At 59.0% G+C, this 25,310-nt stretch carries 19 protein-coding genes and 3 tRNA genes; 7 read left to right on the plus strand and 15 right to left on the minus strand.

The genetic code is table 11. The annotated features are described in order from the left end of the window. Nucleotides 1-28: 28 nt before the first annotated feature. The 6 genes from QRN36_RS13575 to fabI are packed head-to-tail and all read left to right on the plus strand — an operon-like array spanning nucleotide 29 to nucleotide 8,256. Nucleotides 29-1,858 (plus strand): extracellular solute-binding protein, encoded by a 1,830-nt coding sequence (locus QRN36_RS13575; RefSeq protein ID WP_285424497.1) that lies wholly within the window; start codon nucleotides 29-31, stop codon nucleotides 1,856-1,858. Then, entirely contained in the window at nucleotides 1,855-3,735 is a 1,881-nt protein-coding gene (locus QRN36_RS13580) for an extracellular solute-binding protein (protein ID WP_285424498.1), read from the plus strand. The genes QRN36_RS13575 and QRN36_RS13580 overlap by 4 nt, the downstream gene beginning before the upstream one ends. 1 nt (nucleotide 3,736) lies before the next feature. After that, complete coding sequence (locus QRN36_RS13585; protein WP_093460355.1) at nucleotides 3,737-4,810, plus strand: microcin C ABC transporter permease YejB; 1,074 nt, start codon at nucleotides 3,737-3,739, stop codon at nucleotides 4,808-4,810. A 1-nt stretch (nucleotide 4,811) separates the two neighbouring features. Then, nucleotides 4,812-5,831 carry an ABC transporter permease gene (locus tag QRN36_RS13590; protein WP_285424499.1) on the plus strand — a complete coding sequence of 340 codons (1,020 nt, stop codon included), beginning with the start codon at nucleotides 4,812-4,814 and terminating at the stop codon, nucleotides 5,829-5,831. A gap of 1 nt (nucleotide 5,832) precedes the next feature. After that, the gene (locus QRN36_RS13595; protein ID WP_285424500.1) at nucleotides 5,833-7,443 is read left to right on the plus strand and encodes an ABC transporter ATP-binding protein; all 1,611 of its coding nucleotides are present in this window, start codon (nucleotides 5,833-5,835) and stop codon (nucleotides 7,441-7,443) included. Nucleotides 7,444-7,461: 18 nt separating this feature from the next. Beyond that, nucleotides 7,462-8,256: an enoyl-ACP reductase FabI gene (fabI, locus tag QRN36_RS13600; protein ID WP_285424501.1), complete on the plus strand. Its 795-nt coding sequence runs from the start codon at nucleotides 7,462-7,464 to the stop codon at nucleotides 8,254-8,256. A 274-nt stretch (nucleotides 8,257-8,530) separates the two neighbouring features. On the opposite strand, the gene QRN36_RS13605 is transcribed toward fabI, so the two are convergent. The 9 genes from QRN36_RS13605 to QRN36_RS13645 all read right to left on the minus strand — a co-directional run bounded on the left by QRN36_RS13605 (nucleotide 8,531) and on the right by QRN36_RS13645 (nucleotide 17,802). Further along, entirely contained in the window at nucleotides 8,531-10,405 is a 1,875-nt protein-coding gene (locus QRN36_RS13605) for a SurA N-terminal domain-containing protein (protein ID WP_285424502.1), read from the minus strand. A 243-nt stretch (nucleotides 10,406-10,648) separates the two neighbouring features. Continuing rightward, on the minus strand, nucleotides 10,649-10,921 hold the full coding sequence (locus QRN36_RS13610; protein ID WP_003183171.1) for an HU family DNA-binding protein: 273 nt from the start codon (nucleotides 10,919-10,921) through the stop codon (nucleotides 10,649-10,651). A gap of 139 nt (nucleotides 10,922-11,060) precedes the next feature. Next, nucleotides 11,061-13,457 carry an endopeptidase La gene (gene lon, locus QRN36_RS13615; RefSeq protein WP_093460370.1) on the minus strand — a complete coding sequence of 799 codons (2,397 nt, stop codon included), beginning with the start codon at nucleotides 13,455-13,457 and terminating at the stop codon, nucleotides 11,061-11,063. A 182-nt stretch (nucleotides 13,458-13,639) separates the two neighbouring features. Continuing rightward, entirely contained in the window at nucleotides 13,640-14,923 is a 1,284-nt protein-coding gene (clpX, locus tag QRN36_RS13620) for an ATP-dependent Clp protease ATP-binding subunit ClpX (RefSeq protein WP_093460373.1), read from the minus strand. Between the two features lie 106 nt (nucleotides 14,924-15,029). Continuing rightward, nucleotides 15,030-15,671, minus strand: a complete 642-nt coding sequence (gene clpP, locus QRN36_RS13625; protein WP_285424503.1) for an ATP-dependent Clp endopeptidase proteolytic subunit ClpP — start codon at nucleotides 15,669-15,671, stop codon at nucleotides 15,030-15,032. Nucleotides 15,672-15,761: 90 nt separating this feature from the next. Beyond that, a complete protein-coding gene (gene tig / locus QRN36_RS13630) occupies nucleotides 15,762-17,072 on the minus strand; it encodes a trigger factor (protein ID WP_285424504.1) in 1,311 nt (436 codons plus the stop codon). A 374-nt stretch (nucleotides 17,073-17,446) separates the two neighbouring features. Then, a tRNA-Leu gene (locus QRN36_RS13635) sits at nucleotides 17,447-17,531 on the minus strand. A 57-nt stretch (nucleotides 17,532-17,588) separates the two neighbouring features. Beyond that, nucleotides 17,589-17,664 (minus strand) — tRNA-His (locus QRN36_RS13640). 61 nt (nucleotides 17,665-17,725) lie between these two features. Next, nucleotides 17,726-17,802, minus strand: a tRNA-Arg gene (locus tag QRN36_RS13645). 308 nt (nucleotides 17,803-18,110) lie between these two features. Between QRN36_RS13645 and folD the strand changes: the two genes are divergently transcribed. Next, nucleotides 18,111-18,965: a bifunctional methylenetetrahydrofolate dehydrogenase/methenyltetrahydrofolate cyclohydrolase FolD gene (folD, locus tag QRN36_RS13650; protein WP_093460378.1), complete on the plus strand. Its 855-nt coding sequence runs from the start codon at nucleotides 18,111-18,113 to the stop codon at nucleotides 18,963-18,965. 68 nt (nucleotides 18,966-19,033) lie between these two features. Here folD and QRN36_RS13655 read toward each other — a convergent pair whose 3' ends face one another. The 6 genes from QRN36_RS13655 to QRN36_RS13680 all read right to left on the minus strand — a co-directional run bounded on the left by QRN36_RS13655 (nucleotide 19,034) and on the right by QRN36_RS13680 (nucleotide 25,175). Then, the gene (locus tag QRN36_RS13655) at nucleotides 19,034-20,806 is read right to left on the minus strand and encodes an ABC transporter substrate-binding protein (RefSeq protein WP_285424505.1); all 1,773 of its coding nucleotides are present in this window, start codon (nucleotides 20,804-20,806) and stop codon (nucleotides 19,034-19,036) included. 171 nt (nucleotides 20,807-20,977) lie between these two features. Then, the gene (locus tag QRN36_RS13660; RefSeq protein ID WP_274135013.1) at nucleotides 20,978-21,250 is read right to left on the minus strand and encodes a DUF2160 domain-containing protein; all 273 of its coding nucleotides are present in this window, start codon (nucleotides 21,248-21,250) and stop codon (nucleotides 20,978-20,980) included. Nucleotides 21,251-21,262: 12 nt separating this feature from the next. Beyond that, nucleotides 21,263-22,063: a carbohydrate ABC transporter permease gene (locus QRN36_RS13665; RefSeq protein ID WP_093462481.1), complete on the minus strand. Its 801-nt coding sequence runs from the start codon at nucleotides 22,061-22,063 to the stop codon at nucleotides 21,263-21,265. Nucleotides 22,064-22,091: 28 nt separating this feature from the next. After that, on the minus strand, nucleotides 22,092-22,958 hold the full coding sequence (locus QRN36_RS13670) for a carbohydrate ABC transporter permease (RefSeq protein WP_093460387.1): 867 nt from the start codon (nucleotides 22,956-22,958) through the stop codon (nucleotides 22,092-22,094). Next, the gene (locus QRN36_RS13675; protein ID WP_285424506.1) at nucleotides 22,951-24,081 is read right to left on the minus strand and encodes an ABC transporter ATP-binding protein; all 1,131 of its coding nucleotides are present in this window, start codon (nucleotides 24,079-24,081) and stop codon (nucleotides 22,951-22,953) included. The genes QRN36_RS13670 and QRN36_RS13675 overlap by 8 nt, the downstream gene beginning before the upstream one ends. Next, the gene (locus tag QRN36_RS13680; RefSeq protein ID WP_285424507.1) at nucleotides 24,081-25,175 is read right to left on the minus strand and encodes an ABC transporter ATP-binding protein; all 1,095 of its coding nucleotides are present in this window, start codon (nucleotides 25,173-25,175) and stop codon (nucleotides 24,081-24,083) included. Before QRN36_RS13680 ends, QRN36_RS13675 begins: the two co-directional genes overlap by 1 nt. Nucleotides 25,176-25,310: the final 135 nt, after the last annotated feature.

Here is a 25,310-nt window from a genome sequence, read left to right on the forward strand (position 1 = left end):
CCGACCGCTGCCTGGATCGAACGCCGACTTGATACGCACCCTGCTGCTGATTTTCAGCCTGGTCTTGAGCACGACAGCCGCCGCGACCATCAGCGAAAGCCATGGTTATGCACAGTTCGGCGTTCTCAAGTATCCGGCCAGCTTCACTCACTTCGACTGGGTCAATCCCGAGGCGCCGAAGGCTGGCACCTTGCGAATTATGGCGAACGGTACCTTCGACACGCTCAACCCCTACACCTTCAAGGGCAGCAGCCCGATCTCGACGCCGAATTTCGGCCAGTATGGCGTCAACGAGCTGAACGAGCCGCTGATGGTCGGCACCGGCCAGTACGACCCTTCCGGCGACGAGCCGACATCCAGTTATGGCCTGATCGCCAGGTCCGTCGAGTACAGCGAGGACCGTAGCTGGGTCGTCTTCAACCTGCGGCCTGAGGCGCGCTTCCATGACGGCAAGCCGATTACGGCCTACGACGTCGCCTTTTCCTACAGAACGCTGCTGAAAGACGGTCACCCTCAATACCGCACGGCGCTTCAGGAAGTGCAGCGGGTGGACATTCTCAACCGTCACCGCATCCGTTTCGTGTTCAAGCGGTCCGGCAATCCATTGCTGATTCTGCGCCTCGGCGAGCTGCCCGTGCTGCCGCAGCATTACTGGAAGAATCGCGATTTCAAGGCGACCACGTTCGAACCGCCGCTGGGCAGCGGCCCCTATCGCATCACTCAGGTGCGTCCGGGCCGCAGCCTGGTGTTCGAGCGGGTCAAGGATTATTGGGGCAAAGACCTGCCGGTCAACCGCGGCAAGTACAACTTCAACCGGGTCGAGGTCGAGTTTTACCGCGACGCGGACGTTGCCTTCGAGGCATTCAAGGCGGGTGAATTCGACATCTACATCGAACATCAGGCCAAGAACTGGTTCACCGGCTACGATTTTCCGGCCGTGGCCAGCGGCAGCGTGATCAAGGCGCAGATCGCCCATCAGATCCCGACCCAGACTCAGGGACTGTTCATGAACACCCGACGCGGCAACTTCGCCGACATCAGGGTACGTGAGGCGTTGGGGCTGATGTTCAACTTCGAGTGGACCAACCGCACGCTGTTCAACAACGCCTACCAGCGCTCGACCAGTTACTACCCCAACAGTGAATTTTCCGCGACCGATGTGCCGGCCGGTCGCGAGTTTCTGGAACTTGCGCCCTATCGCGAGCAACTGCCGCCCATATTGTTCACGCAGCCATTCACGGTTTCGAAAACCGATGGCGGCGGCGTGCCGCGCGACACCATTCGCAAAGCCCTGGGTCTGCTCGCCGAAGCCGGCTGGCATTTCACCGACCGAGGCCTGATAAACCGCGATGGCCAGCCGTTGCGTTTCGAAATACTTCTGGTCAATCCGAATCTAGAACGAATCCTGCAGCCCTACATCGAAGACCTCACGCGAATCGGCGTCGATGCACATCTGCGCACGGTTGATCGCGCTCAATACAAACAGCGCCTGGACCAGTTCGATTTCGACATGATTCTGATGACTTTGAACCAGACGCTCAGCCCGGGCCTTGAGCAGTGGCAGTATTTCCATTCCAGTCAGGCCAATGTCAAAGGCAGCAAGAACTACGCCGGCGTCGCCAATCCTGTGGTGGACAACCTGCTCAACCGGCTGCTGGCCGCAAAAACCCGCGATGACCAGGTGGCGGCGACCAAAGCCCTGGACCGGGTGTTGCTCTGGCAGCATTACATGATCCCCAACTGGTACCTCAACAATCATCGTCTGGCCTACCGCAACCGGTTTGCCATGATCACCACCCCGCCCTATACGCTGGGGCTGCGCGCGTGGTGGCTCAAGCCTTCGGAGAAAAACCCATGACTGCCTTGCGCTCACTGCGGGCTGGCGGCCTGTTTCTGCTCGCCCCGCTGTTGCTCGGCGTGGCCTGCCCGTCGCAGGCGGCGCCGCAACACGCCATCACGCTTTACAACGAAGCGCCCAAATACCCGGCCGACTTCAAGCATTTCGATTATGTGAATCCCGATGCGCCAAAGGGCGGGATTCTGCGCAGCGCAGGCTTCGGTGGTTTCGACAGTCTCAACCCGTTCATCAGCAAAGGCGTGCCCGCCGATGACATCGGCCTGATCTACGACACGCTGATGCGCCAGGGCCTGGATGAACCCTTCACTGAATACGGCCTGATCGCCGAGAAAATCGAAAAAGCCCCCGATAACAGCTGGGTACGTTTCTATCTGCGGCCTCAGGCGAAATTCAACGACGGCCACCCGGTGCGCGCCGAAGACGTGGTCTTCAGCTTCGAAACCCTGATCAAGGATGGCTCCCCGCTCTACCGCAGCTATTACGCCGATGTCGATCAGGCGGTCGCGGAAAACCCGCTGACGGTGCTATTCAAGTTCAAACACACCGATAACCGCGAGCTGCCGTTGATCATCGGCCAGTTGCCGGTGCTGCCCAAGCATTGGTGGGCCACCCGTGATTTCAGCAAAGGCAATCTTGAAATCCCGCTGGGCAGCGGGCCGTACAAGGTCGCTGAGGTCAAGGCCGGACGCTCGGTGCGCTACGAGCGGGTCAAGGATTACTGGGGCAAGGACCTGCCGGTCAATAAGGGTTTTTACAACTTCGACAAGCTGTCCACTGACTATTACCGCGACAACACGGTTGCCCTGGAAGCGCTGAAGGCGGGCGCATTCGATTTCTGGCAGGAGATGACCGCCAAGAACTGGGCGACTGCCTACGACGTACCGGCGGTCAAGGAAGGCCGGCTGGTCAAGGAAGAGATTCCCAATGGCAACCCGCAGGGCATGCAGGGTTTCATCTTCAACCTGCGCAAACCGATGTTTCAGGATGCCCGCGTGCGTCAGGCACTGAGCCTGCTGCTGGACTTCGAATGGACTAACAAACAGCTGTTCTTTGGCACTTACACGCGCACGAAGAGCTATTTCGACAACTCCGACATGGCCTCCCGCGGCCTGCCTTCGCCCGCCGAGCTGAAGATCCTCGAACCGCTGCGCGACAAACTGCCTGCGCCGCTGTTTACCGAAGAATTCAAGTTGCCGGTCACCGACGGCAGCGGGATCATTCGCGAGCAGCAGCGCAAGGCGTTCGCCCTGCTCAAGGAAGCTGGCTGGAAGATCGTCGGCGACAAGATGGTCGACACCGAAGGCAAGCCGGTCAGCATCGAGTTCCTGCTGGCCCAGACCGAATTCGAGCGTGTGCTGCTGCCGTTCAAGCGCAACCTGGCGGACATCGGCATCAATCTGGAAATCCGTCGCGTCGACGTGTCGCAGTACATCACCCGCCGACGCTCGCGCGACTACGACATGATTGTCGGCAGCTTCCCGCAGTCCAGTTCGCCCGGCAACGAACAGCGCGAATACTGGGACTCGTCGGCGGCGGACCGGCCGGGCAGTTATAACCTGATCGGGCTCAAGGATCCTGCAGTCGACACGCTGGTCAGCGGCCTGATCAATGCCGACTCCCGGCAAAGCCTGATCGATCACGCCCGCGCGCTGGATCGCGCGCTGCTGTGGGGCTACTACGTGATCCCCAACTGGCACATCAAGACCTGGCGTCTGGCTTACTGGGACCATCTGGGCCATCCGGCCAAGTCGCCGCTGTACGACATCGGCACCATGACCTGGTGGGTCAAGCCGGATGCGACGCCGGCCATTCCGGTGCAGACCGACGCCGGGCCGACCACGCCTGAAGCGGAACCCTCCAAGGGCACGGAGCAATAACATGCTGGCGTACATTCTGCGGCGCTTGCTGCTGATCGTGCCGACCCTGTTCGGCATTCTGCTGATCAACTTCGTGATCATCCAGGCCGCGCCGGGCGGCCCGGTGGAACAGATGATCGCCAAGCTCGAAGGCTTCGAGGGCGCCACCAGCCGCATCGCCGGCGGCGGCGCCGAGGTCTCGGTGGCGGGCTCGACCTATCGTGGCGCACAAGGGCTGGACCCGGCGCTGATCAAGGAAATCGAGCACATGTACGGCTTCGACAAGTCGGCGCCGGAACGCTTGTGGATCATGGTCAAGAACTACGCCCGCCTGGACTTCGGCGACAGCTTCTTTCGCGACGCCAAGGTCATCGATCTGATCGTCGAGAAGATGCCGGTCTCGATCTCACTGGGACTGTGGAGCACGCTGATCATGTACCTGGTGTCGATTCCGCTGGGCATCGCCAAGGCCACGCGTCACGGCAGCCACTTTGACGTCTGGACCAGTTCGGCAATCATCGTCGGCTACGCTATTCCAGCGTTTCTGTTCGCCATCCTGTTGATCGTGGTATTTGCCGGCGGCAGCTATTTCGACTGGTTCCCGCTGCGCGGCCTGACTTCCAGCAACTTCGACGAATTAAGTTGGCTGGGCAAGGTGGGCGATTACTTCTGGCACCTGGTGCTGCCAATCACCGCGCTGGTGATCGGTAACTTCGCCACCATGACCCTGCTGACCAAAAACAGCTTCCTCGATGAAATCGGCAAGCAGTACGTGATCACCGCCAAAGCCAAAGGGCTGACCCAGCGCCGCGTGCTGTACGGGCACGTATTCCGCAACGCGATGCTGTTGGTGATCGCTGGTTTCCCGTCGGCATTCATTGGCATTTTCTTCACCGGCTCGTTGCTGGTCGAAGTGATCTTTTCCCTCGACGGCCTGGGCCTGATGAGCTTTGAAGCCGCGATCAACCGCGATTACCCGGTGGTGTTCGGCACCCTGTTCATCTTCACCTTGCTGGGCCTGGTGGTGAAGCTGATCGGCGACCTGACCTACACGCTGGTTGACCCACGTATCGACTTCGACCGCAGGGATCATTGATATGACGTTGTCCCCTCTCAATCGACGCCGTTTCGAACGCTTCAAAGCCAACAAGCGCGGCTGGTGGTCGCTGTGGCTGTTCCTGATCCTGTTCGGCGCAAGCCTGGGCGCCGAGTTGATCGCCAACGACAAGCCCCTCGCCGTGCGTTACGACGGTCAATGGTATTTCCCGGTGTTCGAGCGCTACCCGGAAACCACGTTCGGCGGCGAATTCCCGCTGGAGGCCAACTACAAGAGCCCGTACATCAAGGAGCTGCTCGCGGCCAAGGGCGGCTGGACGCTGTGGGCGCCGATCCCGTTCAGTTATCAGAGCATCAACTACGACCTGAAAGTCCCGGCGCCTGCGCCGCCCTCGCGGGATAACCTGCTCGGCACCGATGATCAGGGACGTGACGTGCTCGCGCGGGTGATCTATGGCTTCCGGGTGTCGGTGCTGTTCGCCCTGACGCTGACCGTGCTCAGCTCCGTCATCGGCGTCATCGCCGGCGCCCTGCAAGGCTTCTACGGTGGCTGGGTCGATCTGGTCGGCCAGCGCTTTCTGGAGATCTGGTCCGGCCTGCCCGTGCTTTATCTGCTGATCATCCTGGCCAGCTTCGTGCAGCCCAATTTCTGGTGGCTGCTGGGCATCATGCTGCTGTTCTCCTGGATGAGCCTGGTGGATGTCGTGCGCGCCGAATTCCTGCGTGGTCGCAACCTGGAGTACGTGCGCGCGGCGCGAGCGCTGGGGATGCAGAACGGCGCGATCATGTTCCGCCACATCCTGCCCAACGCCATGGTCTCGACCATGACCTTCATGCCTTTCATCCTCACCGGCGCGATCGGCACACTGACCGCGCTGGACTTCCTGGGTTTCGGCCTGCCTGCCGGCTCCCCCTCGCTGGGCGAACTGGTCGCGCAGGGCAAATCCAACCTGCAGGCGCCGTGGCTGGGCATCAGTGCCTTTGCCGTGCTGGCGATCATGTTGAGTCTGCTGGTGTTCATCGGCGAATCCGCCCGTGACGCATTCGACCCGAGGAAATGAGATGAATCAGGACAATCTGATCGAAATCCGCGACCTGGCCGTCGAGTTCGTCGCAGGCCAGAACACTCAGCGCGTGGTCGAAGGCATCAGCTTCGATATCCGTAAGGGCGAGACCCTGGCGCTCGTCGGCGAAAGCGGTTCGGGCAAGTCGGTCACCGCCCATTCGATTCTGCGACTTCTGCCCTACCCGCTGGCCCGGCACCCGTCCGGCACGATCCGGTATGGTGGCCACGACCTGTTGACCGCCAGCGAGAAACGCATGCGGGCGATTCGCGGCAATCGCATCGCGATGATCTTTCAAGAGCCGATGACGTCGCTCAATCCGCTGCAGTCCATCGAAAAGCAGATCAACGAGGTTCTTGGCCTGCACAAAGGCCTGACCGGCAAAGCGGCGACGCGTCGCACCCTTGAACTGCTCGAACTGGTCGGCATTCCCGAACCGTTGAAGCGGCTCAAGGCGCTGCCTCACGAATTGTCCGGCGGCCAGCGACAGCGCGTGATGATTGCCATGGCGCTGGCCAATGAGCCTGAGCTGCTGATCGCCGACGAACCGACGACCGCGCTGGACGTCACCGTTCAGCTGAAAATCCTCAAGCTGCTGAAAGAATTACAGGGCCGGCTGGGCATGGCGCTGTTGCTGATCAGTCACGATTTGAACGTGGTTCGACAAATAGCTGACCGAGTATGTGTCATGCAGCGCGGTTGCATCGTCGAACAGGCATCGTGCGAGGAGCTGTTCCGCGCACCGCAGCATCCGTACACCGTCGAGCTGCTCAGCGCCGAGCCCAAGGGCGGACCTTCGGACAATGCGCCGGGCGCGCCGATGCTGGAAGTCGAGGACCTGAAAGTCTGGTTCCCGATCAAGAAAGGCGTGTTCAAGCGGACCGTCGATCACGTCAAAGCAGTCGACGGCATCCACTTCAGTCTGCCCAAGGGCCAGACGCTGGGGATTGTCGGTGAAAGCGGCTCGGGCAAATCGACGCTGGGTCTGGCGATTCTTCGATTGATTCGCAGTGAGGGCGAGATACGCTTTCATGGTCAGTCGCTGTCGACGCTCAATCAGCATCAGGTTCGACCGCTGCGGCGGCAGATGCAGGTGGTGTTTCAGGACCCGTTCGGCAGCCTGAGCCCGCGCATGTCGGTGTGTGACATCGTTGGCGAGGGCCTGCGCATCCACAAGATCGGCACGCCGGTGGAACAGGAGGCGGCGGTGGTTGCGGCGCTCAAGGAGGTCGGTCTGGACCCGGAAACCCGGCACCGCTATCCCCACGAGTTTTCCGGTGGGCAACGGCAAAGGATCGCCATAGCCCGGGCATTAGTGTTAAAACCGGCGCTGATTTTGCTGGACGAGCCGACTTCGGCCCTCGACCGCACCGTTCAGCGTCAAGTGGTGGAGCTTTTGCGCTCCCTGCAAACCAAGTACAACCTGACGTATTTGTTTATCAGCCATGACCTGGCGGTAGTCAAAGCGTTGAGCCACCAACTGATGGTGGTCAAACAAGGCCAAGTGGTCGAACAGGGTGTGGCAGAGGACATCTTCGCCGCACCGCAACATCCTTATACACAGCAGCTGCTGGAGGCCGCCTTCCTGGCGCCGGCAGCTGTCGATTAACCTGAAGAGGAACAAACCATGGGTTTTCTCGCCGGTAAGCGCGTCCTGATCGTCGGTGTCGCCAGCAAACTGTCCATCGCATCCGGCATCGCTGCCGCCATGCATCGCGAGGGCGCTGAGCTTGCCTTCACCTACCAGAACGAAAAACTCAAAGGCCGCGTGGAAGAATTCGCTGCTGGCTGGGGTTCGAACGCTGAACTGTGCTTCCCTTGCGACGTGGCCAGCGATGAAGAAATCGCCAAGGTCTTCGAAGAGCTGAGCAAGAAGTGGGACGGCCTGGACTGCATCGTGCACTCGGTCGGCTTCGCGCCGGGCGACCAGCTGGATGGCGACTTCACCCAAGCCACCACCCGTGATGGCTTCCGTATCGCTCACGACATCAGCGCCTACAGCTTCGTGGCCCTGGCCAAGGCTGGCCGCGAACTGATGAAAGGCCGCAATGGCAGCCTGTTGACCCTGTCTTACCTGGGCGCCGAGCGCACCATGCCGAACTACAACGTGATGGGCATGGCCAAAGCCAGCCTGGAAGCGGGCGTACGTTACCTGGCACGCAGCCTGGGCCCGGACGGTACTCGGGTCAACGCGGTTTCGGCAGGTCCGATCCGGACCCTCGCCGCTTCCGGCATCAAGAACTTCCGCAAGATGCTCGACGCCAACGAAGCGCAGACGCCTCTGCGTCGTAACGTGACCATCGATGAAGTCGGTAACGCCGGCGCATTCCTGTGCTCGGACCTGGCGTCCGGTGTCAGCGGTGAAATCATGTACGTCGACGGTGGCTTCAACACCACGGCGATGGGTGATCTGGAAGGTTGATGCGTTAGCGTCAGTGCCGTTCCTGTAGACGCCGGCTCGCCGGCGATGACGGTGGGTCAGTCAGCGATGTGCTGAATGGCCTGCCGTTTTTTTTTTGGATGTCAGGATCGGTGGCTTTTCGGCTGAAGCCGGTCCTACGGTTTGTAGGCAGTGCTCACTGGAACTGGCTTCGGCTGAACGGTCCTGCATCGTCGCAAAGCCACTGCAATCACCTGTCAACAAAAGCCCCGACTCTCACGAGCCGGGGCTTTTCATTTTCAGCGGGACGCGACGATCAGTACTTCTCGATCTTCGCCGCCGATTGCAACTGCGCCTGATACGACTCGAAGTCCTGACGGCCCTCGCGGGACGCTAGGAAGCGACGGTACTGCGTCTTCTCGGCATCGGTCGCCGGCGCTGCCTGATTCACGCCATTGAGGCGCACAATCACGAAGCTTCCATCGGCGGCCGTCAGACTGCCATAGACCGGCTTGTCCTTGCCTTCAGGCTTGGGCATGCGGAACAGCGCCTGCAAGACCTGAGGATCAACGCCCTCCTGACTGCGCGAAGCCGCTTCCACGACCTTCCAGCTCTGACCTTCCTGCTTGGTCGCCGCATACGGAACCTTGCCGTCACGCAGACCTGCCAGCAGCGCCTCGCCCTTGGCCTTTACAGCCTCGCTGGCGTGGTCTTTGGTCAATTGCGCGCGAATAGGCGCAGCGACCGCCTCCAGTGGCAACTGCTCAGGCTGACGATGCTCCTTAACGTGCACGACAACCACCGTCTCCGGATCAAGCTCGAGCGCGGAACTGTTGGAACCCTCTTCCATCACTTCCTGACTGAACGCGGCCTGGATCACGGCACGATTGGCCGCGATGCCTTCCCCGCCTTCACGGCCGAACGGCGCAGTGGTCTGAACCTTCAGGCCCAGGTCCTGAGCCGGCTGAACCAGATCGGAAGCTTCATACGCGGCGTCCTGCAATTTCTTGCTGGCATCGACGTACTTCTGCTCAACCTGCAGCGACTTCAGATCGTGAGTCAGTTTGTCCTTCAGACTGACGAACGACGGAACCGATGGTGCCTCGACACCCAGCAACTTGATCAGGTGCCAGCCGAACTGGCTGCGAACCGGGGTCGATACCTGATTTTTGTTCAGCGCGTACAGTGCGTCTTCGAAGGCCGGATCGTAAACGCCTTTACCGGCGTAACCCAGGTCACCGCCTTTGCTCGACGAGCCCGGGTCCTGCGAAAACTCCTTGGCCAGCGCGGCGAAATCCTCGCCTTTGGCCAGACGCTGCTGAATCTCTTCGATCTTGGCTTTCGCCTGCGCATCGCTGGTCTTGTCGTTGACTTCAATCAGGATGTGCGCAGCGCGACGCTGTTCGGCCAGGTTGGAGATTTCTTTCTGATAGGCCGCTTGCAGGTCTTCGTCCTTCACCGACACCTTGTCGAAGAACGAGGATTTCTTCAGCTCGATGTAATCGAGGACGACCTGTTCAGGGCTCAGAAACTCTTTGGCGTGCTGGTCGTAGTGCGCCTTGACCTCGTCGTCGGTGACTTTCACATTCGACGGATCGGCAGGCAGCGTCAGCGTGGCGAAGTCGCGCGTTTGCTTCTCCAGACGCGCGAAGGCATCCACCTGAGCATCGGTGACGAAGGCACTGCCGCCAATGCCGGCGCGCACCTGACCGATCAGCATTTCCTGACCGAGGATCTCGCGGAACTGCATGCGGCTGTAGCCCAGCTGACGCACGACCTGGTCGAAACGATCGGCGTTGAATTTGCCGTCCACCTGAAACTCGGGCGTCAACAGGATCTGCTGATCCAGCGAGGCCTCGGAAAAGCCGAACTTGGCGTCGGCTGCGCCTTGCAGCAGCAACTTGCGATCCATCAGGCCTTTGAGGGCCGAATCACGCAGCATCTGCTCGTTGAGCATCGCCGGGTCGAAATCCTTGCCCAGCTGTTGCATCAGCTGACGGCGCTGCATTTCAACGGCCTGGCCCAACTCGACCTGTGTGATCTCGTCGCCATTGACCTTCGCGGCATCCTGAGAATGGCCCGTGGCCCTGAAAATGGCATCGAAACCCGTCAGCGCCATCAGGGCCATGATGACCCCGATAATAGTCTTGGCAATCCAGCCTTGTGAATTGTCCCTGATATTCTGCAGCATGCGTCCCCCAGAGGGTTGTACTCGACTCTCAAAGCTGCGACACACGGAGCGGAGCGTGGGTGAAATCCGGATAGAAGAAAGGCGCATCCGAGGATGCGCCTTCTCGTAACTTACGTGTAAAGCGGACAGGGTTCGCAATTGCGTCCCCTGAGGTGACAGGCCAGCGCTTGACCAACCGCACTTGCCGCTTCACGACCCGAACAGAATAACCCTGTTGCGGGCGGGCAAAGGTAAAAAAGAAACTTAGTTGACTGCTTCTTTCAGAGCTTTACCGGCTTTGAAGCCTGGTTTCTTGGCAGCCGGGATTTCCAGAGTCTTACCGGTCTGTGGGTTACGGCCGGTACGAGCAGGACGATCAGTCACGGAGAAAGTGCCGAAGCCAACCAGTACAACAGAGTCGCCAGCCTTAAGAGCGCCAGTGACGGATTCGATTACTGCGTCCAGCGCACGGCCAGCAGCAGCTTTCGGGATGTCAGCGGATGCGGCGATAGCATCAATCAGTTCCGACTTGTTCACTCTAAGTCCCCTTATGTCTATATTGAGTATATTTCTAAGTTTTTTGGTGTAGCCAAACGAACACTGTATGGCCTGATGAGGCTTGAAGAGCCGCTTTATAACAAGGGCTCTAAAAAGCTGTCAAGGAAGGCCCCCCAGACTAATGCGTGCTAATTCTTTCCTTGGAATCGGACTCGCGTTTTTCATCCTTTGCAACCATCTCCGGAGCCACATCCGGCAAGGGCTCCGGCGCGTATTGCAGCGCAATTTGCAGGACTTCGTCAATCCATTTAACCGGTTTGATCTGCAGATCCTGCTTGATATTGTCCGGAATTTCTTTCAAATCCCGTACGTTTTCTTCCGGGATGATCACCGTTTTAATTCCACCACGGTGAGCGGCCAGCAGTTTTTCCTTCAAACCGCCAATTGCCAGAACCTGACCACGCAGGGTGATTTCACCCGTCATTGCGACATCCGCACGAACAGGGATCTGTGTCAGCGCTGAAACCAGCGCCGTGCACATGCCTACACCCGCGCTAGGGCCGTCTTTGGGCGTCGCGCCTTCCGGCATGTGGATGTGCGTGTCGCGCTTCTCGTGGAAGTCCAGAGGAATGCCCAGACTCTTGGCACGACTGCGTACAACCGTCAGCGCAGCAGTGATCGATTCGACCATCACATCGCCCAGCGAACCGGTCTTGATCAACTGACCCTTGCCCGGCACGACGGCCGCTTCGATCGTCAGCAACTCACCCCCGACCTGAGTCCAGGCAAGACCTGTCACTTGACCGATCTGGTCCTGTTGTTCGGCCAGACCGTAGCGGAATTTGCGTACGCCGAGGAAGTTTTCCAGCATCGCGGCGGTGACCACGACAGTGAAACGCTTCTCGTGGGCGTGTTCCTTGACCGCCTTGCGGCAGACCTTGGCGATCTGACGCTCGAGGCTACGCACACCGGCTTCACGTGTGTAATACCGGATAATGTCGCGTATGGCCTCTTCTTCGAACTCGATTTCGCCCTTCTTCAGGCCGTTGGCAGCGATCTGCTTGGGCGAGAGGTACTTGGTGGCGATGTTGATCTTCTCGTCTTCGGTGTAACCCGGCAGACGGATCACTTCCATGCGGTCCAGCAGGGCCGCAGGAATATTCATCGAGTTCGCGGTGCAGAGGAACATCACATCGGACAGGTCGTAATCGACTTCCAGATAGTGATCGTTGAAATTGTGGTTCTGCTCGGGATCGAGCACTTCCAGCAACGCAGACGCGGGATCACCGCGCATGTCGCTGCCCATCTTGTCGATTTCGTCCAGCAGGAACAGCGGGTTGCGCACGCCCACCTTGGTCATCTTCTGAATCAGACGACCAGGCATCGAACCGATGTAGGTGCGGCGATGGCCGCGAATCTCGGCCTCGTCACGCACACCACCGAGCGCCATGCGCACGAATTTGCGATTGGTCGCGTGGGCAATCGACTCGGCAAGCGAGGTCTTACCCACGCCCGGAGGACCGACCAGGCACAGCACCGGGCCACGAATCTTCTTCACGCGCTTCTGCACGGCGAGGTATTCGAGGATGCGTTCTTTGACTTCTTCCAGACCGTAGTGGTCGGCATCGAGGATGTCTTCAGCCCGCGCCAGGTCCAGACGCACCTTGCTTTGCGCTTTCCACGGCACCTGGACGAGCCAGTCGATGTAGGAACGAACGACCGTCGCTTCCGCGGACATCGGCGACATCTGCTTGAGCTTGTTCAGCTCGGCGGTGGCCTTGGTCATGGCGTCTTTTGGCAGGCCAGCGGCATCGATACGCTTTTTCAGCTCCTCGATCTCGTTGTGGCCTTCGTCGCTGTCGCCGAGCTCTTTCTGAATGGCCTTCATCTGCTCATTCAGGTAGTACTCGCGCTGACTGCGCTCCATTTGCTTTTTGACCCGGCCACGAATGCGCTTCTCGACCTGGAGCAGGTCGATTTCGGCATCCAGCAGCGCCAGCACGTGTTCGACGCGGGCCGGCAAATCGATGATCTCAAGGATCTCCTGCTTCTGCTCGATCTTCAGCGCCATGTGAGCGGCCATGGTATCGACCAGACGGCCTGGCTCATCGATGCTGTTGAGCGAAGACAGGACTTCAGCCGGGACTTTTTTGCCCAACTGCACATATTGTTCGAACTGCGCCAACAGGCTGCGCACGAACACTTCGGATTCACGGTCCGGGGCATCGACTTCGTCGATCAGCGCCACTTCGGCGCGGCAATGGCCGTCGACCTCGATGAAACGCTCGACAGAGCCGCGTTGCTCGCCTTCGACCAGCACTTTGACAGTGCCGTCAGGCAGTTTGAGCAACTGCAACACGGTTGCAATCGTACCCACGCTATAAAGAGCGTCTTCACCAGGATCATCGTCTGCAGGGTTTCTTTGCGCGAGCAGCAGGATCTGCTTGTCACCTGTCATCGCGGCCTCAAGGGCCTCGATGGACTTCTCGCGCCCCACGAACAGTGGGATAACCATATGCGGATAAACCACGACATCGCGCAATGGCAAAAGAGGCAATTCAATGGTCGTCTTCATGATTTCGCCTCTACGGCGGCCATAAGGCCATGGACAGATAGAAATGAGCTGAAAACCAAGATGGGGGTAGCTACCCAAAAAAACAAGCGTCTATTGGCGTTAATGCGAAAGAGACGTTGAAATGCAAAAGGGGCCCGTGGGCCCCTTTTCTGTTCCAGTCGCCCGATGCGCTGCCCGAAGGCTTACGCGTCAGGAGCCGCCTTGGCAGGTGGCTCGCTGTTTTCATAAATCAACAGCGGCTTGGAGGTTCCTTCGATCACGCTCTCGTCGATCACCACCTTGCTCACGTCGGTTTGCGACGGGATCTCGTACATGGTGTCGAGCAATACGCCTTCGAGGATGGAGCGCAGGCCACGGGCACCGGTCTTGCGCTCAAGCGCACGACGAGCAACCGATTTCAGCGCATCAGTGCGGAATTCCAGATCCACACCTTCCATCTCGAACAGCTTGCCGTATTGCTTGGTCAGCGCGTTCTTCGGCTCGGTCAGAATCTGCATCAGCGCAGCTTCGTCCAGCTCGTCCAGCGTGGCCAGTACTGGCAGACGGCCAACGAATTCCGGAATCAGACCAAACTTGACCAGATCGTCAGGTTCGACCTCACGCAGGGACTCGCCCACCTTCTTGCCCTCTTCCTTGCTGCGAACTTCGGCGTTGAAGCCAATGCCGCCTTTGGTGGAGCGATTCTGGATGACCTTTTCCAGGCCAGAGAACGCGCCGCCGCAGATGAAGAGAATGTTACGCGTGTCCACCTGCAGGAACTCCTGCTGGGGATGCTTGCGACCACCTTGCGGCGGAACGGAAGCCACAGTGCCCTCGATCAGCTTGAGCAGAGCTTGCTGCACGCCCTCGCCCGAGACGTCACGGGTAATCGAAGGGTTGTCGGATTTACGCGAAATCTTGTCGATTTCGTCGATGTAGACGATGCCCATCTGGGCTTTTTCCACATCGTAATCGCACTTCTGCAACAACTTCTGGATGATGTTTTCCACGTCTTCACCGACATAACCGGCTTCGGTCAGAGTCGTGGCGTCGGCGATGGTGAACGGTACATTGAGCAAACGTGCCAGCGTTTCCGCCAGCAGGGTCTTGCCGGAGCCCGTAGGGCCGATCAGCAGGATGTTGCTCTTGCCCAGTTCGACATCGTCGTTTTTCTTGTCGCGCTGGTTCAGACGCTTGTAGTGGTTGTACACCGCTACTGCGAGAACCTTCTTCGCACGTTCCTGACCAATCACGTACTGGTCAAGGATGGCGCTGATTTCTTTCGGCGATGGCAATTTATGCGCGCTGCTTTCTGCCTGTGCTTCCTGCACCTCCTCGCGGATGATGTCATTGCACAGGTCGACGCACTCGTCACAAACAAATACCGAGGGGCCGGCAATCAACTTGCGTACTTCATGCTGGCTTTTGCCGCAGAAGGAGCAATAAAGCAGTTTGCCGTTGTCCTCGCCGTTGCGGGTGTCAGTCATTCGATCGATCCAATCCGGTAGGCTTGCAACACAAGATGAAGGCAATTGCTGGATTTTTCAAGTCCGCAGGTGGCGGGTAACTCCCGCCACCCGGGATAAGCGCCCGTCAGGCGGTCATTTGCCGTTTGTCGAGAACAGCGTCAACCAGACCGTATTCAGCAGCGCGTTCGGCGCTCATGAAGTTGTCACGGTTGGTGTCACGGTCGATGTTTTCCAGCGATTGGCCCGTGTGGTGAGCCAGCAGCTCGTTCAGGCGCTGGCGAATGTAGAGGATTTCCTTGGCGTGAATGTCGATGTCCGACGCCTGCCCCTGGAAACCACCCAGCGGCTGGTGAATCATCACGCGCGAGTTAGGCAATGCGAAACGCTTGCCCTTGGCACCACCGGCCAGCAGGAAAGCGCCCATGCTGCAGGCCTGACCCATTACGGTAGTGGAAACGTCCGGCTTGATGAATTGCATGGTGTCGTAGATCGCCATGCCCGCAGTCACCGAACCACCAGGGGAGTTGATGTAGAGATGGATGTCCTTGTCCGGGTTTTCCGCTTCAAGGAACAGCAGTTGCGCCGAGATCAGGTTGGCCATGTAATCCTCTACGGGGCCTACCAGAAAGATCACTCGCTCCTTGAGCAGGCGAGAGTAGATGTCATAGGCGCGTTCGCCACGGGCGGACTGCTCGATAACCATCGGGACCAGGCCGCCAGCGGCCTGGATGTCAGAGTTCTGCTGAATATAAGAATTGCCGGACATGTCCTGCATTCACTCCCAAATAGTCATGTCTTGAATACGCATAAGCCAGCTCGAAGGCTGGCTTATGGTGTTTTCGAACGAGAGAAAAGATCAGTCGGCTTGTGGAGCTTCTACCGGCTTGACAGCTTCTTCGTACGAGACCGCTTTGTCGGTCACGCTCGCTTTCTGCAAAACAGTATCCACAACTTGTTCTTCCAGCACAACCGAACGCACTTCGTTCATCTGCTGGTCGTTCTTGTAGTACCAGGCGACGACTTGCTCTGGCTCCTGGTAAGCGGAAGCCATTTCCTGAATCAGCTCGCGAACGCGGGCTTCGTCAGGCTTGAGGTCGAACTGCTTGACCACTTCAGCAACGATCAGACCCAGCTCGACGCGGCGCTTGGCCTGCTCTTCGAACAGCTCGGCTGGCAGCTGGTCCGGCTTGATGTTGCCGCCAAATTGCTGAACAGCCTGAACGCGCAGACGGTTCACTTCGTTTTCCAGCAGCGCCTTCGGCACTTCGATCGGGTTAGCGGCCAGCAGACCGTCCATTACCTGATTCTTGACCTTGGACTTGATGGCCTGACGCAGCTCGCGCTCCATGTTCTTGCGAACTTCGGTGCGGAAGCCTTCGATGCCGGTTTCCTTGATGCCGAACTGATTGAAGAACGCTTCATTCAGCTCAGGCAGGGTCGGCGCCGAAACGGTGTTGACGGTCACAGTGAACTCGGCAGTTTTGCCGGCCAGTTCCAGGTTCTGATAGTCCTCAGGGAACGTCAGGTTCAGAACGCGCTCTTCACCGGCTTTTGCACCGACCAGGCCGTCTTCGAAACCAGGGATCATGCGACCCGAACCCAGCACCAGCTGAGTACCGGTGGCCGAACCGCCAGCGAACGCTTCGCCGTCGATCTTGCCAACGAAGTCGATGTTCAGCTGGTCTTCGTTCTGCGCAGCACGGTCGGCCACTTCGAAGCTGACGTTCTGCTTGCGCAGGATTTCCAGCATGTTGTCCAGATCGGAATCTGCAACTTCAGCCGACAGACGCTCGACGGAGACGGATTCGAAACCGGCAACGGAGAATTCAGGGAACACTTCGAAAGTGGCGACGTACTCGAGGTCTTTGCCTTTTTCGAAGGATTTTGGCTCGACGGAAGGTGCGCCGGCCGGGTTCAGCTTTTGCTCAACGACAGCTTCGTAGAAGGTCGCCTGGATCAGGTCGCCCAGTGCTTCCTGGCGAGCGCCGTCTTCGTAACGCTGGCGGATCACGCTCATAGGCACTTTGCCTGGGCGGAAGCCCGGGATCTTGGCTTTACGTGCGGTCTGCTGCAGACGCTTGTTGACTTCGGTCTCGATGCGCTCAGCTGGCACGCCAATGGTCATGCGGCGCTCGAGAGCGGAAGTGTTTTCAACAGAAACTTGCATGGATATTCCTCGTTGCACAGACGTTAGCCGGCCGTTTCCGACCCCAGAATCAAGGGCAAGCATTCTAGTGGGTCAAACTCAAGAAGTCACCCTACCGAAGGAGGGTAAATACAGCGGAATGCAACCAGAGAAGTGCAGGCAGAGAATTCCACCCTCGCGAGCTGTCTGGAACGCGGCTGATGCGCACCTATATAAAGGAAGCGAAAGCGCGGCCGGACGTCGATCCAGTCCCTGGAAACATACCGGACGAGCCCGCTATCGACAGAAAAGACGGACCCGCACAGCGATGAAACCAATACCTCGAAACAAAAAAAGCCGCACGAGGCGGCTTTTTCTTACCTTGAGACACTGGAGGCGCCGTCAAGGTCTGTAGCTGGTGCGGACGAAGAGACTCGAACTCTTACGCCTCGCGGCGCTGGAACCTAAATCCAGTGTGTCTACCAATTCCACCACGTCCGCGTGTGAAGCGCTTAAAGCAAAGGCGCCAGATTATGCATCTGGCGCCTTCTTCGAATATGGGGTGGACGATGGGGATCGAACCCACGACAACAGGAGTCACAATCCTGTGCTCTACCAACTGAGCTACGCCCACCATATTGCGTTGTAACCGACACACTCCATCAGAGTGCTACTTGTGCCAAAGCTGCCGTTAATGGCGCACCCGGCAGGACTCGAACCTGCGACCATCCGCTTAGAAGGCGGATGCTCTATCCAGCTGAGCTACGGGCGCTTATTTAATTTGCACCTTGCGAGTACAAATTAAGAGCTTTCAATCACGCTGAGCCGATCTGAACTCTACCTGACTTAATCAACCTTTCGACCTGACTCACCGCTTCCGGCTTATCGTGTCTGGGGTTGTGCCCGACAAGTGCGACGAATCTTATAGACGGTCCCGAGGGTCGTCAACACTTTTTTCTAAAAAATTCAGTTAATTAAAGGGCTTAGCTTATTAAGCGGACCAATCGCCTTTGCCCTTGCGTCAGGTCATGCGAGAATGCGCGCTCTTTTTCCCTCCCTTCCGATGGTTAATCACGCGTAATGACTGCAAAACTAATAGACGGCAAAGCGATCGCAGCCAACCTGCGCCAGCAGATCGCCCAACGAGTCGCCGAGCGTCGCGAGCAAGGCCTGCGCACGCCAGGCCTCGCGGTGATTCTGGTCGGCAGCGACCCCGCCTCTCAGGTTTACGTCTCGCACAAACGCAAAGACTGCGAAGAGGTCGGCTTCATCTCCCGCGCCTATGACCTGCCCAGCGAAACCACCCAGACCGAACTGACCGATCTGATCGACAGCCTCAATGACGATCCGGCCATCGACGGCATCCTGCTGCAGTTGCCACTGCCCGAGCATCTCGAATCGAGCAGCCTGCTGGAGCGCATTCGCCCGGACAAGGACGTTGACGGCTTCCATCCTTATAACGTCGGTCGTCTGGCCCAACGCATTCCGCTGCTGCGGCCCTGCACACCCAAAGGCATCATGACGCTGCTGGAAAGCACCGGCGTCGATCTGTACGGCAAGGATGCAGTGGTCGTCGGCGCTTCCAACATCGTCGGGCGCCCGATGGCCATGGAATTGTTGCTGGCCGGCTGCACCGTGACCGTGACGCACCGCTTCACTCAGGACCTGGCGGGCCACGTCAGCCGTGCCGATCTGGTGGTCGTCGCCGCCGGCAAGCCGGGCCTGGTCAAAGGGGAATGGATCAAGGAAGGCGCTATCGTCATCGACGTCGGCATCAACCGCCAGGATGACGGCAAGCTGGTGGGCGACGTGGTCTATGAGACCGCCCTGCCCCGCGCCGGCTGGATCACGCCAGTGCCAGGCGGTGTCGGCCCGATGACCCGCGCATGCCTGCTGGAGAACACCCTGTATGCAGCGGAAACGCTGCACGGCTGATCGAAGCATTGCGCACATGAAAAACGGCACCCGAAGGTGCCGTTTTTTTATTGCTTCAGATAAGCCGCTTACTTCTTGGCTGCTTCCCAGCTCTTCAGCAGATCCGAATACGCGATGGTTTCGCCCTTCGGTTTCTCGTTGGCCAGTTTGCGTTGTGGCGCGAGGAACTTGCCGCCGCTCTTCTCGGCCTTGGTGTACCACTCTTCAGCCGAGGTTTCCGGGTTCATCTTCGGCGCACAACCGCTGGCGTCCTGAACCTTGGAGCGCTCGATGCGGGTCATGATCGCGTCCTGATCCTTGGCCAGACCGTCGAGCGCCGCCTGTGCGGTTTTCTCGCCGGTCACGGCTTCGGCCACATGGCTCCACCACAGCTGCGCCAGTTTCGGATAATCCGGCACGTTGGTGCCGGTCGGCGACCATTGCACTCGCGCAGGGCTGCGGTAGAACTCGACCAGACCACCGAGCTTCGGCGCCAGCGCCGTCATCTCCTTGGAGTTGATGTCCGACTCACGAATCGGCGTCAGGCCGACGATGGTTTTCTTCAGCGAGACCGATTTGGAGGTCACGAACTGCGCGTACAGCCAGGCCGCATTGCGCTTCTTCTCTTCGGATGACTTGAGGAAGGTCCACGAACCCACGTCCTGATAGCCCAGCTTCATGCCTTCTTTCCAGTACGGCCCTTTAGGCGATGGCGCCATCCGCCACTTCGGCGTGCCGTCGGCATTCATCACCGGCAGGCCAGGCTTGGTCATGTCGGCGGTAAACGCGGTGTACCAGAAGATCTGTTGCGCGACGTTGCCCTGAGACGGGACCGGGCCCGATTCGGAGAAGGTCATGCCCGCTGCTTCAGGCGGCGCGTAGGCCTTGAGCCAATCGATGTATTTCTGAGTCGCGTAAACAGCCGCCGGGCCGTTGGTGTCGCCACCGCGGGTGATGCTCGAACCGACCGGATGGCAGTCCTCGACGCGAATACCCCACTCGTCCACCGGCAGACCGTTGGGCAGGCCTTTGTCGCCGCTGCCAGCCATGGAGAACCAGGCGTCCGTGAAGCGCCAGCCCAGCGACGGGTCTTTCTTGCCGTAGTCCATGTGGCCATAGACCTTCTTGCCGTCGATTTCCTTGACGTCTTCGCTGAAGAATTTGGCGATGTCTTCGTACGCCGACCAGTTGACCGGCACACCAAGCTCATAGCCGTACTTGGCCTTGAACTTCTCTTTCAGGTCAGCACGCTCGAACCAGTCGGCACGGAACCAGTACAGGTTGGCGAACTGTTGGTCGGGCAGTTGGTACAGCTTGCCGTCCGGCGCCGTGGTGAACGAGGTGCCGATGAAGTCTTTGATGTCGAGCGTAGGCGACGTGACTTTCGCGCCTTCAGGGCTGTTCATCAGGTCGGTCAGCGACAGCGCTTTGCCGTAGCGGAAATGGGTACCGATCAGGTCGGAGTCGTTGACCCAGCCGTCATAGATACTTTTGTCCGACTGCATCGCCGTCTGCAGCTTCTCGATCACGTCACCTTCCTGCAGCAAGTCGTGGGTGACTTTGATGCCGGTGATTTCGGTGAAGGCCTTGGCCAGGGTCTTGGATTCGTACTCATGGGTGGTCAAGGTTTCGGAAACGACCTTGATGTCCATGCCGCGAAACGGCTCGGCAGCCTTGATGAACCACTCCAGTTCCTTGAGCTGGTCAGCATCGGACAGGGTCGTCGGCTTGAACTCGCTGGCCGCCCACTTCTTCGCGGCATCCTCGTACTGGTCCGCCCACGCCGACACGCTCAGGCCACTGAGCATGACCATCGTCGCTACCGTCACACTATGTCGCAGCTTGTTTTTCTTATTGAACATAGACACCTCCAGTGTTGAATCTTATGTAGTCCCGCTTTGCAAAACCGTTTGCACCGCTTTTTCTGTAGGAGTGAGCTTGCTCGCGATGGCGGTCTGTCAGAAATCACATCAGTGGCTGACGGATCGCTATCGCGAGCAAGCTCACTCCTACAAGTGTTCATTCATTTCCTTTCAACCCCAACGCATCACCACCAACAGCCAGACCAGGGACAGCCCGGAGGCGACCCAGATGCTCCAGTCGGTCGCGCCGATCACCAGCAAGTGCAGGTAGGCGCTGCCGAGAAGACCGATGAACAGCCGGTCGCCACGGGTGGTGGCGATCGGCAGGAAACCACGACGTTCGATGCTTGCCGAGCGCAACTCCCAGACGGTCATCGCAACCAGAATGGCAGCGATGGAACCGAAGAAGATCGCGGTCGGCAGTGTCCAGGACATCCACTCCATTTTTCCGACTCCTCAGACACGACCAAGGGCAAAACCCTTGACCACGTGATTGCGAACGAACCAGATCACCAGCATGCCCGGCAGGATGGTCAACACCCCCGCTGCCGCGAGCACGCCCCAGTCGATCCCCGACGCCGATACGGTGCGGGTCATGACCGCCGCGATCGGTTTGGCGTTGACCGATGTCAGGGTCCGCGCCAGCAACAGCTCGACCCAGGAAAACATGAAGCAGAAGAACGCTGTCACACCGATCCCCGAGCCAATCAGCGGGATGAAAATCTTGCCGAAGAACTTGGGAAAGCTGTAGCCGTCGATGTAGGCCGTTTCGTCGATCTCCTTCGGCACACCGGACATGAACCCTTCGAGAATCCACACCGCCAATGGCACGTTGAACAGGCAGTGCGCAAGTGCAACGGCAATGTGCGTGTCGAACAGGCCGATGGACGAATAGAGCTGGAAAAACGGCAGCAGAAACACTGCCGGTGGCGCCATGCGGTTGGTCAGCAGCCAGAAGAACAGGTGTTTGTCGCCGAGGAAACGATAGCGTGAAAATGCGTAGGCCGCTGGCAGCGCAACGCTGAGCGAGATCACGGTATTCAGGCAAACGTAGTAGAGCGAGTTGATGTAGCCGCTGTACCAGCTTTCGTCGGTGAAAATCACCTTGTAGTTGGCCCAGGTGAAATCCTGCGGAAACAGGGTCAGACCGCCGAGGATTTCGGTGTTGGTCTTGAAGGACATGTTCACCAGCCAGTAGATCGGCACCAGCAGAAACAGCAGGTAGATCCACAGCGGAATGATTTTTCTCAATGGCAGCTTTTCGCGCTTGTTCACGGGCCGCTCCTCAGTTCTTTTCGCCGTGGGTCATGGCGGTGTAGAACACCCACGACACCAACAGAATGATCAGGAAATACACCAGCGAGAATGCCGCCGCCGGCCCCAGGTCGAACTGGCCCAGCGCCATGGTGGTCAGCGTCTGGCTGAGGAAAGTGGTCGAGTTGCCTGGCCCGCCCCCGGTCAGCACGAAAGGCTCGGTGTAGATCATGAAGCTGTCCATGAAGCGCAACATCACCGCGATCAGCAGCACGCTTTTCATCTTCGGCAACTGAATGTGTCGGAACACTGCCCAATTCGAGGCCCGATCGATACGCGCCGCCTGGTAGTACACGTCCGGAATGGCCCGCAAACCCGAGTAGCACAGCAGCGCCACCAGCGAGGTCCAGTGCCAGACGTCGATCACCAGCACCGTTACCCAGGCGTCCGACGCGTTGGCTGCATAGTTGTAGTTGATGTGCAGAATGTTGTTCAGAAACCAGCCCAGCAGACCGATGTCGCCACGGCCGAAGATCTGCCAGATGGTGCCGACCACGTTCCAGGGAATCAGCAGCGGGATGGTCATCACGATCAGGCACACCGATGACCAGCGGCCTTTGGTCGGCATGGTCAGGGCGATGGCGATGCCGAGCGGAATCTCGATCAGCAGCACACAGCCCGAATAGATGAACTGGCGCAGCAGCGAATCATGCAGACGCGGATCCTGCAGCACCTGCTTGAACCAGTCGGCGCCGACGAAATAGCGACTGGACTGATCGAAGATGTCCTGCACCGAATAGTTGACCACGGTCATCATCGGAATGATGGCGCTGAACGCCACCAGCAGGAATACCGGCAGTACCAGCCACCAGGCTTTGTTGTTCTGGACCTTACTCATGGGGCACCTCGCTGGCCTGCGCGTGAGTCGCGGCGACTTCCAGCAAAAATTCATCGGCGTAGAGCATCAGCCACTGCGCCGGGAAGCTGATCCAGGCCTGGCCTTGCGGCACCGGTTTGTCCTCCTGCAGACGCACCTTGAGTGACTGACCGGCCAGGTTGAGGGTGAGGATCTTGTAGGTCCCCAGGTCCTCGACGTAGGTCACGTCGGCGCACATCGCGTCATCGAACGGGCCGTCCCACACGTGGACGAACTCCGGACGAATGCCGACCTTGAGCGTGCTCCACTGGGTCGCCGCCAGCTTTTGCTGCAGCGCGTCGGGCAAGGGCAGATGGATGCCGCCAAAACCGACGCCGCCCGCCTCGGGCCTGACCTCGATGAGGTTCATGCCCGGGCTGCCGATGAAATAGCCCACGAAGGTGTGATGGGGTTTTTCGAACAGCTCGCGGGGGGTGCCGAACTGCACGATCTGGCCGCCGTACATCACAGCGATCTTGTCGGCGAACGTCGACGCCTCCAGTTGATCGTGGGTGACGTAGACCATGGTGATGTTGAACTGCTCGTGGATCTGCTTGAGCTTGCGCCGCAGCTTCCACTTCAGGTGCGGGTCGATCACGGTCAGCGGTTCGTCGAACAGAATCGCCGAGACGTCATCACGCACCAGACCGCGACCCATCGACACCTTCTGCTTTTCGTCCGCAGTCAGGCCCTTCGCCTTTTTCTTCAGCAGCGGTTGCAGATCGAGGACGTCGGCGATTTCCTGCACCTTGGCCTGAATTTTCGATTCTGCCATGCCCTGATTGCGCAACGGGAACGCCAGATTGTCGAACACCGTCATGGTGTCGTAGACCACCGGAAACTGGAAAACCTGAGCGATGTTGCGCTGCTCCGGCGACATGTCGTTGACCACCGTGGAGTCGAACATCACTTTGCCTTCCGACGGACTGAGCAGGCCGGAAATGATGTTGAGCAAAGTCGATTTGCCGCAACCGGACGGCCCGAGCAGCGCATACGCGCCGCCCTGCTCCCAGATGTGGGTCATCTCACGGATGGCGTAGTCTTCCGGGCCCGAAGGCGTAGCGCTGTAACTGTGCGCGAGTTGTTGCAAGCGGATTTCGGCCATCAGGCAACCCTCGCCATGCGCAGGCCCGGCGCCTGGATGAGGCCGCCCTGCTGATCGAATACGAACAATTTGTGAGTCGGGATGTACACGCGAATCGGCGTGTCGACGTCGTACTCGTGCACGCCCGGCAGATGCAGCACCAGCGAGAAGTGCTCGTTGCGCACGTGGAGGAAGGTTTCCGAGCCGCTGATTTCAGCCAATTCGACCGTGACCGCCAGCTCCAGATCGTCATCGTTGGACGGCACCAGACTCAGGTGGCTGGGGCGCACGCCGAAACGGTACTCGCCATCACCGATCTTGCGCAGATCCACGTTGAGCGGGAAATGCACGAAATTGGCGAAGCTGACTTCGTTACCGTCAATACGCCCCGGCATCAGGTTGATCGGCGGCTCGGAGAACAGTTCGGCAGCCAGTACGGTCTTGGGCTGGTGATAGACCTCGGGCGTCTTGCCGTGCTGGATCAACTGACCTTCGTGGAGGATGGTCGTGGTCCCGCCCAGCGCCAGCGCTTCGTTGGGTTCCGTGGTGGCGTAGACGGCGATGGTGTTGCGGGTCTCGAACAGCTGACGCATTTCCTGGCGCAGCTCTTCGCGCAGCTTGTAATCGAGGTTGACCAGCGGCTCGTCGAACAGGATCAGTTCGGCGTCCTTGACCAGCGCGCGGGCCATTGCCGTGCGCTGTTGCTGACCGCCGGAGAGTTCGAGGGGGTAGCGCGCGAGGAATTTTTCGATGCGCAGCATCTTTGCGGTTTCGCGTACGCGGCTGTCGATTTCGTCCTTCGACATCTTCGCCTGACGCAACGGCGAGGCGATGTTGTCGAACACGGTCATGCTCGGGTAGTTGATGAACTGCTGATAAACCATCGAGACATTGCGATGACGCACCGCGACCTGGGTGACATCTTTGCCATTCATCAGTACTCGGCCGCTGTCTGGCTTGTCCAGACCGGCCATCAAGCGCATCAGGCTGGTTTTGCCTGATAAGGTGCGCCCCAGCAATACGTTGAATGAGCCGGGTTCAAAGCTCAGCGACGCATCGTCGATCCAGATCTGACCGTCGACGGCTCGGCTGACGTGCTCAAGCGTGAGAGACATGGCGTGCCCTTTTTATTTGTCTTGTTCAGGGGTGTTGCTGTTCGGCCACTGGCCGGGTCGTGACATTCGTCGACCGCTTGTTGGATAGCGACAATCGTGCCAATCCAGGTTCGCAAGCGCGCCAGACAGCGAAAC

This window comes from Pseudomonas sp. efr-133-TYG-103a, from assembly GCF_030209235.1.
Classification (GTDB): Bacteria; Pseudomonadota; Gammaproteobacteria; order Pseudomonadales; family Pseudomonadaceae; genus Aquipseudomonas.

Excerpts from the sequence above, each read along its gene's own strand:
- QRN36_RS13580 (WP_285424498.1), top strand. The coding sequence starts at position 1,855 with ATGACTGCCTTGCGCTCACTGCGGGCTGGCGGCCTGTTTCTGCTCGCC.
- QRN36_RS13585 (WP_093460355.1), top strand. The coding sequence starts at position 3,737 with ATGCTGGCGTACATTCTGCGGCGCTTGCTGCTGATCGTGCCGACCCTG.
- QRN36_RS13590 (WP_285424499.1), top strand. The coding sequence starts at position 4,812 with ATGACGTTGTCCCCTCTCAATCGACGCCGTTTCGAACGCTTCAAAGCC.
- QRN36_RS13595 (WP_285424500.1), top strand. The coding sequence starts at position 5,833 with ATGAATCAGGACAATCTGATCGAAATCCGCGACCTGGCCGTCGAGTTC.
- fabI (WP_285424501.1), top strand. The coding sequence starts at position 7,462 with ATGGGTTTTCTCGCCGGTAAGCGCGTCCTGATCGTCGGTGTCGCCAGC.
- QRN36_RS13605 (WP_285424502.1), bottom strand. The coding sequence starts at position 10,405 with ATGCTGCAGAATATCAGGGACAATTCACAAGGCTGGATTGCCAAGACT.
- lon (WP_093460370.1), bottom strand. The coding sequence starts at position 13,457 with ATGAAGACGACCATTGAATTGCCTCTTTTGCCATTGCGCGATGTCGTG.
- clpX (WP_093460373.1), bottom strand. The coding sequence starts at position 14,923 with ATGACTGACACCCGCAACGGCGAGGACAACGGCAAACTGCTTTATTGC.
- clpP (WP_285424503.1), bottom strand. The coding sequence starts at position 15,671 with ATGTCCGGCAATTCTTATATTCAGCAGAACTCTGACATCCAGGCCGCT.
- tig (WP_285424504.1), bottom strand. The coding sequence starts at position 17,072 with ATGCAAGTTTCTGTTGAAAACACTTCCGCTCTCGAGCGCCGCATGACC.
- folD (WP_093460378.1), top strand. The coding sequence starts at position 18,111 with ATGACTGCAAAACTAATAGACGGCAAAGCGATCGCAGCCAACCTGCGC.
- QRN36_RS13655 (WP_285424505.1), bottom strand. The coding sequence starts at position 20,806 with ATGTTCAATAAGAAAAACAAGCTGCGACATAGTGTGACGGTAGCGACG.
- QRN36_RS13660 (WP_274135013.1), bottom strand. The coding sequence starts at position 21,250 with ATGGAGTGGATGTCCTGGACACTGCCGACCGCGATCTTCTTCGGTTCC.
- QRN36_RS13670 (WP_093460387.1), bottom strand. The coding sequence starts at position 22,958 with ATGAGTAAGGTCCAGAACAACAAAGCCTGGTGGCTGGTACTGCCGGTA.
- QRN36_RS13675 (WP_285424506.1), bottom strand. The coding sequence starts at position 24,081 with ATGGCCGAAATCCGCTTGCAACAACTCGCGCACAGTTACAGCGCTACG.
- QRN36_RS13680 (WP_285424507.1), bottom strand. The coding sequence starts at position 25,175 with ATGTCTCTCACGCTTGAGCACGTCAGCCGAGCCGTCGACGGTCAGATC.